The 11888-nt window shown below is 43.1% G+C and carries 9 protein-coding genes; 7 read left to right on the top strand and 2 right to left on the bottom strand.

The window, feature by feature from the left end:
• Positions 1-238: 238 nt before the first annotated feature.
• Complete coding sequence (locus ACLHG7_RS10875) at positions 239-1027, bottom strand: aspartate/glutamate racemase family protein (RefSeq protein ID WP_410211049.1); 789 nt, start codon at positions 1025-1027, stop codon at positions 239-241.
• Between the two features lie 325 nt (positions 1028-1352).
• Here ACLHG7_RS10875 and ACLHG7_RS10880 point away from each other — a divergent pair, with 325 nt between their 5' ends.
• The 6 genes from ACLHG7_RS10880 to ACLHG7_RS10905 all read left to right on the top strand — a co-directional run bounded on the left by ACLHG7_RS10880 (position 1353) and on the right by ACLHG7_RS10905 (position 8839).
• Positions 1353-4307 carry an insulinase family protein gene (locus ACLHG7_RS10880; RefSeq protein ID WP_410211050.1) on the top strand — a complete coding sequence of 985 codons (2955 nt, stop codon included), beginning with the start codon at positions 1353-1355 and terminating at the stop codon, positions 4305-4307.
• Between the two features lie 167 nt (positions 4308-4474).
• Positions 4475-5167 (top strand): paraquat-inducible protein A, encoded by a 693-nt coding sequence (locus ACLHG7_RS10885; RefSeq protein WP_410211051.1) that lies wholly within the window; start codon positions 4475-4477, stop codon positions 5165-5167.
• Positions 5154-5888 carry a paraquat-inducible protein A gene (locus tag ACLHG7_RS10890; protein ID WP_410211052.1) on the top strand — a complete coding sequence of 245 codons (735 nt, stop codon included), beginning with the start codon at positions 5154-5156 and terminating at the stop codon, positions 5886-5888. Before ACLHG7_RS10885 ends, ACLHG7_RS10890 begins: the two co-directional genes overlap by 14 nt.
• A 19-nt stretch (positions 5889-5907) precedes the next feature.
• The gene (locus ACLHG7_RS10895; RefSeq protein WP_410211053.1) at positions 5908-7560 is read left to right on the top strand and encodes an intermembrane transport protein PqiB; all 1653 of its coding nucleotides are present in this window, start codon (positions 5908-5910) and stop codon (positions 7558-7560) included.
• A complete protein-coding gene (locus ACLHG7_RS10900) occupies positions 7557-8237 on the top strand; it encodes a membrane integrity-associated transporter subunit PqiC (protein WP_410211054.1) in 681 nt (226 codons plus the stop codon). Before ACLHG7_RS10895 ends, ACLHG7_RS10900 begins: the two co-directional genes overlap by 4 nt.
• Positions 8238-8404: 167 nt before the next feature.
• Complete coding sequence (locus ACLHG7_RS10905) at positions 8405-8839, top strand: VOC family protein (RefSeq protein ID WP_410211055.1); 435 nt, start codon at positions 8405-8407, stop codon at positions 8837-8839.
• A 99-nt stretch (positions 8840-8938) separates the two neighbouring features.
• Here the strand turns inward: ACLHG7_RS10905 and rimO are convergent, their stop codons facing one another.
• Positions 8939-10285: a 30S ribosomal protein S12 methylthiotransferase RimO gene (gene rimO / locus ACLHG7_RS10910; protein WP_410211056.1), complete on the bottom strand. Its 1347-nt coding sequence runs from the start codon at positions 10283-10285 to the stop codon at positions 8939-8941.
• 495 nt (positions 10286-10780) lie between these two features.
• Here rimO and glnL point away from each other — a divergent pair, with 495 nt between their 5' ends.
• Positions 10781-11887, top strand: a complete 1107-nt coding sequence (gene glnL, locus ACLHG7_RS10915; protein WP_114898706.1) for a nitrogen regulation protein NR(II) — start codon at positions 10781-10783, stop codon at positions 11885-11887.
• The last annotated feature ends 1 nt before the right edge of the window (position 11888 follow it).

The raw sequence follows: 11888 nt of genomic DNA on the forward strand, positions 1-11888 counted from the left end.
CATAGGGATACTATTAAAATAATGGAAATACATTTTAATGATAGGTTTATATAAAAAACTTTTATTTTAAATTTGGAGTGTTGTTCTTAGTATTTATTTTAAATATATGATATTTATATTCATTATTATAAGTTGTTAGTAGGGCATTCTTGATAGAACTTCACAGTTTTAAATTGAGAACAGCTATGGTGCGAGCATTTAAGTGCTAACACCAAGCGTGGTGATCCTCTAGAGATTGTTATGTAATCGATTGCTTTGATCGACTGTTACGTAGAGTTTCGACAAGGGAGTCGTAACCTTTGGTGGGTTTGCTGGCGTTGAACTTATAGACGCGTTCACTATGTTTTAATCCCAAATTGCAGATGGCTTGGGCTATTGCGATGGTTACAGGTGCTGGGTCAATCACAGGGACATGAATGCCTTGGGCTTTTAGTTGAGCAGTGACCGCTTCCGCACTACCCAGAAAACCTGTGCATCCAAGCACAATCACATCGGCACGGTCTTCAATGACAGCAGCAGCAGCCTCTACGGCTAAAGCATTGTGCAAAACCGAGGTGTCGGTTAAAAGACTTAACACAGGAATATTAATGACGCGTATCGATGCTAGCCTATCGATCACAGCGTACTGGCGGGCGAGGTTTTCAATCATAGGCCGAACTGATTCAACAACGGTCACAATCGAGAACTTATGTCCGAGGAGTGATGCAACATGCATCGATGTCTGACCCGGCCCAAAGACAGGGATATTGCTAGCCTCGCGCGCCGCTGCAAGGCCTGGATCTCCAAAGCAAGAAATAATCGCAGCATCTATACCTTCGTTTTCTGCCCGAGTGACTTCTTGAACAATACCTGGTGTGGCCAGTGCCCGATCCAATTCACATTCGATTGAAGAGGGTCCTGTCACCAATGTGGTGTACGAAACTTCCAAATTGTCTTTTTGTAAACCTTTGATATAGTTCTTCAGATCGGCTGCGATTTCGCTGGATTCATTGGTAAAGTGGGGTGAGATAATACGAAGCTTTACCATCAGTTTTCTCCTTAATAATTTTCCAACAAGCGTGAACATGGGATAGATGTTTCATCTTAGAGAGAAAAATTTGATGATAGAAATACATTTTAGTGATAGGTTTATATAGAAAAAATTTATATTAAATTGAATTTAAAGAGTCTTCTGTTGTATTTCAAAACCTTCAATCTTGTTTGATCGTGTTTTAAAAGATAGAAATCGGTAAATCCTTTGACAAATAACACGATTTTGCACTTGTTATCTGCGTGCCAAAGCCCAAATAATTATCCATCGATCGATTAAACAAATTAACTGGGCGAAGTGTTATTTCGCCTTTGGAGTCTCTATGACCGCTGCATTGCCTACCGAACCATCTAAAACGTCTGTAAATACCTTTGAAACTTTTGAATTATTAAGACGAGAGCCAGTGGAAGCTCTATCGGCAGAGTTATTTGAGTTTCGTCATAAGGTGACGGGTGCAGTGCATTATCATTTGGCGGCTGATAATGATGAGAATGTCTTTATGGTCGCGTTTCGCACACAGCCTATGGATTCAACAGGCATTGCGCATGTGCTTGAGCACACGGCTCTATGTGGGTCTAAGCGCTATCCAGTAAGAGATCCATTCTTTTCCATGATCAAACGTTCACTCAATACGTTTATGAACGCATTCACATCTGCGGATTGGACGGCTTATCCTTTTGCCTCGCAAAATAAAACGGATTTTTTTAACTTATTATCGGTATATTTAGATGCAGCATTCTTTGCAAATCTAGATCCCTTGGACTTTGCTCAAGAAGGCATTCGCATTGAACTTGAAGCTGGGAAACCCGTTTATAAAGGTATTGTATTCAATGAAATGAAAGGCGCGATGAGCTCGCCAACTGATCAGCTTTATCATCAGCTTGCACACACGCTCTATCCAACCACGACCTATCACTATAATTCAGGCGGTGATCCTGCGGATATTCCAAAGCTGACGCATCAGACTTTGGTTGACTTCTATCGTTCTCACTATCATCCAAGTAATGCGGTGTTTATGACGTATGGTAATCTGTCACCAGCCGTTTTACAGCAGCGTTTTGAAGAGCAAGCACTGAGTCAATTCCAGATGGGAGAGAGGCGAGTATCTGTTCCAGAAGTGCGTTATATCGAGCCACAGCGTGTTGAAGCGACTTATGCTGTTGATATCAGTGAAGGTGAGACGCTTGAAAATCGCACTCATCTAGTATTGGCTTGGTTATTGCCAAAAACAACGGATATTCAAGCCCGCTTTGCGCTTCGCTTAGTGGAGGGGGTTTTGCTTGAAGACTCGGCATCACCATTACGTCATTATGTGGAGACCTGCGGACTTGGGGAGTCACCTTCACCGCTGCTTGGATTGGATGACAGCAATTTTGAGATGAGCTTTTTTTGTGGTCTTCAAGGATCAAATGCAGAACAAGCCGATGCTTTTGAAGCAGGGGTTTTGGCGGTGCTTGAACGCATTGCAGCAGGTGAAGTCAATGTCGAGCAGGTGGAAGCAGTTCTACATCAGATTGAACTACAGCAACGTGAAATCGGCGGTGGCAGTTATCCTTATGGGCTGCAATTATTGCTTAATGGTTTAGGCAGTGCGATTCATGGAGGTGATCCACTTGCGGTCTGGCAGCTTGAGCCTTTGTTGGCGGAACTGCGAGAAAACTTAAAGGATGCTCATTACCTTCCTAATCTGGTTCGTCAATATCTATTAGAGAATCCGCATCGTGTTCGTCTCATCTTGAGTCCCGATAGTGAGAAAACAGCACATGACCAACAGCTTGAACAAGAAAAACTGGATCAAATTGAAGCCCATTTAACTGCTGAAGATCGTATTAAACTGGAGCGTGATGCTTTGGCACTGGCCGAGCGTCAAGCGACTATTGATGATTTGTCCATTTTGCCTAAAGTTGGACTAGAGGATATCCCCGTTGACTTGAATATCCAGATCGGTGAGACAAAGACACTGCATGTGGCGAATACAAGTGCACCGATTCATTGTTATGCCGCAGGTACCAATGGTCTGTATTATCAGCAAGTACTGATTGAAGTTCCTCAATCCTTGTTGAATGGAAAGTTATTGTCGTTATATGTATCTCTGGTTGGTTCAGTCGGTGCAGGTGAGCTGGATTATCTTGAAATTCAGCAACGCCAAACTGCTGTCAGTGGCGGCATTAATCTCGGAGCAAGCTTGAGGACATCGGTTAATGATCAAGGACTGATTAGTTCATACTTGGTACTGTCGACAAAATCTTTGGCACATAAAGTTGAAGCAATATCACTTCTACACGATGCATTTATCAAGCTACGTTTAGATGAGGAGGATCGAATCCTTGAGTTACTTCAGCAGCGTAAATCACGTTGGCAGTCGCGGATCAGCGGTTCAGGTCATGCTTATGCGATGCAAACATCTGCACGGGACCTTAGTGCATTAACGCATTACGAATATGAAAATACTGGATTGCCAGCGCTGCAGTGGCTTCGAGATCTACTGACTCAAATTGAACAAGATGATGCGGTTAAAACACAGTTACTCAGTGATTTATCTGTATTGCATCAACAGATTATTGGATTACCCCGCCAATTCTTATTGGTCGCGGAAGAAAATAAACTGGCTGATCTAACATCTGAAATTGAGCACGTTTGGAAAAATACAGCGTTCGCGTCAACGACAGAAGCAGTGACGACAACATCTCATCAAGAGAAAGTGGTAGATGTAGCATGGTTGATTCAGACCAATGTACAGTTTTGTGCTGCTGCATATCCTGCACCAGTCGTTGATCATCCTGATACGGCGCCACTTATGGTACTAGGTCCTTATTTACGCAATGGTTTCTTACATCGTGCGTTGCGTGAGCAGGGTGGTGCATATGGTGGCGGTGCGGGTTATGACGGTAATGCGTGTGCATTTCGCTTCCATAGTTATCGTGACCCACGTTTAGCAGAAACTTTTGTGGATTTTGAAGCCAGTATTCAATGGTTGTTTGATACCCCACAAGAAGCCTATCAACTGGAAGAGGCCATTCTGGGGTTGATGGGTGCCATGGATAAACCCAGCTCTCCAGCAGGAGAGGCGGTATCTAGTTGTCATTCGTTACTTCATGGCCGTACGCCGGAACAGCGTCGTGCACTGCGTAAAGCATTGTTAGCAGTGACCTTGAGTGATTTACAACGGGTAGCACAGATCTATTTGAAACCGGAATTACGTCGTCGCTCGGTTGTTGCACCTTATGCGAAAGAGGCTGAGCTGATTACACTTGGATTTACAATTGATCGTGTCTAATGAAATAGGCATCTGATTTACTTCGCCAATTCATACATTTTGCATGAATTTGTGATAGGTTAATGTTTATACCTTTTTAATCATTCTGGTCAGTCTCATTTTTGTGCATTCGGCAATGATTAGACTGGCTTCGGTTCGGATAAACATTAAGGGCGAAGTCGGGCACAATGCAACGAGAACACTCAACCTCACTGCCTCAATCACACTCTTCATCGACGCCATTACAAAATGGTGTACGATTTGATGTCCGAGACACAGCCAATCTTGCATGCTGTGAAGAGTGTGATGTGGTCTATCAACGAGTAGAACTAAAAAAAGGCGATAAAGCCTATTGTGTATGTTGTGGTGCGGAATTATACCGACGTGGACGTACGCTTGGCGAATTATTGCCTTTAGTTTTAACCAGTTTAATCTTCTTCATCATTAGCAATGTTTTTCCGATTGTTGAAGTCGATCTGCAAGGTAATCTTTCCGAAACAACTTTACTCGGTGCTGCAATGGCTATGTTCCATGCTGGGCGAGCGCCAGTCGGAATACTCGTACTTTTAACGACGTTCATTTTCCCATTACTTGAGCTACTCTTACTTTTATATGTATTAATCCCCATTAATCTCTTCAAAACCAAGCCCCAAGGCATGGCTTTTGCACTGAGAGTGATCAGAGTTTTCCGGAATTGGGGAATGATTGAAGTGTTCTTAATTGGCGTGCTCGTCACTTTAGTCAAACTTGCCGGTATGGTTGTGGTTATTCCAGGCATTGCCTTATGGTCTTTTGCGGTATTAAGTATTTTTCTGGTTTTGGTGACCTCCGTGAAAGTGACAGATATCTGGGATGAGGTCGAAAAAAATGACTATCGCTAAGCCAGATCTTAAGTCATCAGATGATTCAAGCCCAGAGCAAATAGATTTTGAGCGTCAGCACTTTTATACCGCAAAAGATTTGTCGCTCATTTCTTGCCATAGTTGTGGGCATTTGAATGCCTTGACTGAAAATGGAAAACATTGTGAGCGCTGTCACGCCGTTTTACATATTCGTAAACCGGCAAGTTTAGATCGAACTTGGGCACTTATGTTGGCCGCTGTAATTATGTATATTCCAGCCAACTTACTTCCGATGACCCGAACGGACTCTCTTTTAGGAAGTCAGGAAGATACGATCATGAGTGGGGTGATTTACTTTTGGCAAAGTAATGATTATCTCGTTGCTAGCGTTATTTTTGTTGCCAGTATCTTTGTGCCGATGCTGAAGCTCATGATCTTGACTTTCCTGCTTATCGCTGTACGCCGCCAATCTTCAAACAAAAAGCGCTGGCGACCTGAGCAATGTGCAGTTCTGTATAGGATTGTTGAGTTCATTGGTCGTTGGTCAATGATCGATGTATTTGTCGTCTCATTACTGACTGCATTGATCCAAATGCAATCCCTTGCTACGATCTCAGCCGGCCCTGGAGCTGTAGCCTTTGGCGCTGTTGTCGTTTTGACCATGTTGGCCTCGCTAAGTTTTGATCCTCGAATTATCTGGGATAACTATTATCGCCATGCGACACCTGTCGCACTTCCTAATTCCACAAGCCTAGATTGATATGACTGAAGACAATAAAATGAGTGATGATCAAAATAAAGCCTCAGAGACTCCTGAGAATAAAAGTCCTTCAGGCGAGTTTCCTGAACCACGCACCGCAAAGCCTAAACGCTGGAAGCTGTCATTGGTTTGGCTAATTCCTTTAGTTGCTCTGGCGATTGGTTTGTCGTTGGTTGCCAAAACCTTACTGGAAAAGGGGCCAACTATTGATGTCACTTTTCGCACAGCGGATGGCCTGACTGCAGGTAAAACGACGGTACGGTTTAAGCAAGTTAATATTGGCTTGGTGCGAAATATTGCGCTTGCCAAAGATCGCTCTCATGTCATTGTCGCAATTGAATTAAAAAAAGAAGCGAGTAGCTTTGCCGCTAAAGACACGCGCTTCTGGGTGGTCACACCGCGTGTAGGGGCCAGTGGGATTTCCGGAATCGATACCCTGCTTTCTGGGGCATATATAGGTGTTGATGGCGGTAAGTCAGATATTTTGAAAGAACACTTTACAGGGCTTGAGTCACCGCCTGTTATTGCGGCTGATGTGCCTGGAAAAAGCTTTGTATTACAGTCGAGTGACCTCGGGTCATTAGATGCAGGTTCGCCAATTTATTATCGCCGAATTAAAGTGGGTCAAGTGAGTGGTTATAATCTTGCGGGTGATGGTAAAAGTGTTGAAGTTCAAGTTTTTATCCAAACCCCCTATGATAAATATGTGACCAAAGATACACGTTTTTGGCATGCTAGCGGTATTGATGTATCGCTCAATGCATCGGGTTTTCAGTTGAATACCCAATCCTTGGCAAGTATTGCAGCAGGTGGTGTGGCATTTGGTTTTCCTGAAGGTTCAGATGCACCGATTGCCTCAACGAATACCGTCTTTACTTTGTCGACTAATCAAGCTGAAGCATTGAAAGAAAATGACGGTACCCCGCAACAGATTCTCATGTATTTCGATCAGTCGATCCGAGGTCTGGCAAAAGGTGCACCGATTGATTTCCGTGGTATTGAACTTGGGACGGTCAAATCGGTCGGCATCGAATTTGATCCAAACTTCAAACAGATCCGATTACCAGTGATCGCTGAAGTCTTTCCTTCACGCCTCACAAAAGGCCATGAGTTTGATCCTGATCGTGAAATTCTACGAACATTTATTGCGCGTGGCTTGCGTGCTCAAATGCGTCCTGGAAACATTCTGACTGGACAAAATTACGTTGCATTGGATTTCTTCCCGAAAGCCAAGCCAGCGGAATACCACAAGGTGAACGGTATTGACGAAATTCCGACGATTCCAACAGAGTTGAGTGGTCTGCAAGCACAAGTTTCGCAAATCGCTGATAAAATTGCTAAATTCCCATTGAATGAAATTGGTCAGGATGTTCGAAAGACATTGGCAACGATGAATACTACTATTGAGTCTACGGACAAATTGGTCAAACAAATGGATGGCAAGGTCGCACCTGCGATGCAAGCAACGCTTGATGATGCACGTAAGACAATGAAATCAACAGAGACAATTCTGTCAAGCGATGCACCTTTACAACAAGACGTTCGTCGTGCTGTTCAACAAATGACACGAGCGGCCGCTTCATTGCAAATCATGTCTGATTATATTCAAGAACATCCAGAGTCGTTGATTCGTGGGAAAGCAACATCTAATAACAAGGAGCAGCAACCATGATGTATCTTAACCAGTCGTTGCTGCAGCGATCCATCGCCGTTTTAAGTATCGGTGCAGTAGCACTTATGACCGCTTGCAGTTTCTCATCGACACCAACTTATTACACGTTGGCATCGACAGCAAAAGTGCTGCCGGGTTCAACCATACGCTCAATTGAAGTTTTACCTGTAGGTTTGCCTGATCGTTTAGATCGTACGCAATTAATTTTGCAAGACGATTCTGGAAAATCAAAAATATTGGATCTACAGCGTTGGACATCTGCCTTGAGTTCAGAGTTACGTGATGGGCTGTCCTCGAATCTTCAGCAGCGCTTAGGGGCCGTTGATCGTTATCATAGCGGCATGGTGACTACGCAACCTACTTATCGTATTGCAGCGGATTTTGCGCATTTTGATATTTTAGGGCAGCGCGTGGTTGATGGAAAATCGGTATCCAATAGCATCGATGTATCCGTTACATGGAGCATCAAACGGGTTGAAAACTCGGGCACTAATCCGGATCGTCAAATTGCATGTCGAATGGATTTTAATACGCCTGTCGACAGTAGTTTCGGAACAGGGGTTAACGCGATCGTGATCGCCTCTCGCCAGTCTTTAGATAAGGTCTCGACGGCAGTTGCATCTTCCATTTTAGCTTTTGATCATAGTACTCCAACAACAGATGTTGTTTGTTCCTAAGTAAATGTCTCAAGTTATTATGGTTGTAAAATGAGCGACTTAAGTGTGACTTAAGTCGCTTTTTAATGCACAAAACCTATACAGTGATCTGTAGGCATCTAATGCCATGATTATACCTCGGCGTAAAAATTCAATTTTTAAATACGCAAAAAATAAGGGGATGAATCATGGCAGTTCATTATTTGCCTGAGGGTTATAACACCGTTAATCCATATCTAATAATTCAGAAAGTAGATCAGGTTATTGATTTTTTAGTACAAGTTTTTGATGCGGTGGAAGTTGGCAGGCTTAAATATCCTGATGGAAAGGTTTCTCATGCAGAACTGCAATTGGGGACGTCACGTATTATGCTGAGTGAAGCGATTGGAGACATGCCAGCAACACCTGCTGTTCTGGTTGTCTATGTGCCCGATGCCGATAAGGCCTATCAACGTGCGCTTATGGCAGGGGCTAAATCTGTTAGACCGCCCACTGACCAGCTTTATGGTGATCGTTCAGGAGGTGTGACGGATTTGAGTGGTAACCAGTGGTGGATTCATACGCATATCGAAGATGTTCCATTCGAAGAGATAGAGCGCCGTATGACCGCACAGCCAAAATAGTTTTATGATTTTAATCATCGCAAACTGCGTTTTATAAAGCCTAATATTAGCTTTATAAAACGCGTTTTTGGTTTAGGGTGATCAAGTGGTGATCATAAGTTAATTTGTGGTCACTAAATTAGCATACAGATCATATTCATCAGCATCAGTGATGGTCACGGTGACTTTATCGCCAGATTTTAAACGGGATAAGTCTTCAGTGGTCAAGTCTTCAATATAAACATGGCCATCGATTTCTGGTGCATCCGCATAAGAACGGGCAATTGCGACAGAGTGCTCTAAGTCGAACTCATCAATCAAAACTGTCAATGTGCGTCCAATACGCTCTTGCAGTTTTTGAGCAGAAATAATTTGCTGGGCTTCCATGAAACGTTCATAACGCGATTGTTGAACTTCGACTGGCACATGGTCAGGCAAATCATTAGCCACGGCACCCTCAACAGGAGAGTATGTAAAGCAGCCAACACGATCTAGACGGGCTTCTTTAAGCCAGTTCAGCAGATATTCAAAGTCTTCTTCGGTTTCACCGGGGAAGCCGACAACAAAAGTCGAACGAATAACGATATCTGGGCATTTGGAACGCCATATCGCCAAACGCTCAAGTGTGTTTTCGCTATGCGCAGGTCGCTTCATTAATTGTAATATCCGCGGACTTGCGTGCTGGAAAGGGATATCCAGATAAGGCAAGATCTTGCCTTCCGCCATCAAGTCAATGACTGCATCAACATGTGGATACGGATAAACATAGTGCAAACGTACCCAAACACCCATTTGCCCTAATGCTGCACATAAATCGATAAATTTACTTTTCAGCGGTTGGCCATTCCAAAAATCGAGCTTGTATTTTAAATCTACGCCATATGCAGAGGTATCCTGAGAGATCACTAGAATTTCTTTTACTCCAGCATTAACAAGATTTTGTGCTTCTTCCATCACATTGCCGATTGGGCGAGAAACTAAATCACCGCGTAATGATGGAATAATGCAGAACGTGCAGCGATGGTTACAACCTTCTGAAATCTTGAGATAGGCATAATGCTTCGGCGTCAGTCGTATGCCTTGTGGCGGAACCAAATCAAGGTAAGGGTTGTGTTCTGGGGGCTGAGGAACATATTCATGTACGGCATTCATCACATCTTGATAGGCTTGCGGGCCTGTCACTTTCAAGACGCTGGGATGCATCGAGCGAATTTTTGCTTCGTCTTTGCCTAAACAACCGGTTACGATCACTTTACCATTTTCACTGATGGCTTCGCCAATCGCATCAAGGGATTCTTGTACTGCCGATTCAATAAAACCACAGGTATTAACAACGACTAAATCTGCACCAGAGTAGTCTGCGGCAACTTCATAGCCTTCAATACGTAACTGGGTCAAAATTCTTTCAGAATCGACCAGTGCTTTAGGACATCCCAATGAAACAAAACCAACTTTTGGCGAACTCATACGACATTTCTACTTAACAAGCATTTGACTTGTATATTGTATGCGCTTTGTGCCGCTGACGTAAGCATTGATGCTATTTATTCCTCATATTCAGCATAATTTCAAAAATATTGCCCTGTTTTGGTGCTATATTGATTTATGTTTTATTTTGGTGCGCATGAGGGATTTTGTGGATTATTCATGGATAAATGGTTGTATTTTGTATCTTTATAAAAATTTTTCCTTACAAATCAAAGATCATTGCACAGATTAATTACTAATACAGTAGAAGGTCTTAACTTGACCTTTCAGTTTCAGACTTCAAAAAGTTGGCTTGTAGTTTGCTTAGAGGAACTATAGAACATGAAATCAAGTTTGTTCCATCATGATGCAATAGGCGCGTTTTTAAGCATCGGAACAAAGAGTCTCATTACAAATGACAACTTTAAAGTGCACTTTTATCCAGTGGAAGGCTCATTGAATGATCATATTACGCATAATTAATAGTGATTACTTATGAATATTGAACAATATCAAAGAATAACAGATCACATGCTGACTGCTATTATTCTGGTGCGTTCAGACCTGAGTATTGAGTATCTTAATCCAGCATGTGAGGCACTTTTAGAGCTCAGTCAATTTCGAGCTTTAAAGCAGCCGCTGTTATCCATCTTGATAGATCAGGATGATCAATTTGATGCGCAGGTTGCCTTATCTCGCTTATTGGCAAATGGACAGCCCTATACGCGTCGTGAAGCCGTTTTGAAAATTGGTTTACGCGATAAAGTCGTGGATTATACCGCTTCATTGATTGTTGATAACGACGCGCCTGACGATCGTGCTCGGCATCGTATCTTATTTGAAATTCAACCGATGGATCGTTTGCTGCGCATCAGTCGTGAAGAGCATCTCACTCAGCAGCATGCGATTGCAAGACAGCTAGTACGCGGGGTTGCACATGAGATCAAAAACCCATTAGGCGGAATTCGAGGTGCGACGCAGCTTCTTGCCCGAACATTGCCAGAGGCAGGGGCGGAATATACCGATGTCATCATCAGTGAAGTGGATCGTTTGCGCCATTTGGCTGATACCATGCTGGGCTCGAGAAAGCCACCAGCCTTTGCACTGGTCAATGTACATGAACCACTAGAGCGTGTTCGAGCACTGATCTTAAGTCAATTCTTAAGTCAATTTCCCGCCGATCAATTACAAGTTATTCGTGATTACGATCTTTCTCTGCCTGAGATTCGCGCAGATAAAGACCAATTGATTCAAGTCATGCTCAATATCGCAGCCAATGCAGTTCAGGCGATGACAGAGAATAAAGACCATATGCAGGGGCGTACGCCTACGCTGATTTTTCGAAGTCGTATTTTACGGATGTTTACGATTCATAGTGTGTTGCATCGCAGTGTGATTCAGTTAGATATTGAAGACAATGGACCAGGCATTCCAGAAGAACTTATTGAGTCAGTGTTTTATCCAATGGTTACAGGACGTGCAAATGGGACTGGACTTGGCTTGAGCATTGCACAAGATATTATTCATCAACATGCTGGAATGATTGAATGTCATTCCATACCGGGCAAAACCGTGTTTAGTTTATTTTTACCTTGGGAGTAAT

Source organism: Aquirhabdus sp. (assembly GCF_046462495.1).
In the GTDB taxonomy this organism is placed as follows: domain Bacteria; phylum Pseudomonadota; class Gammaproteobacteria; order Pseudomonadales; family Moraxellaceae; genus Aquirhabdus.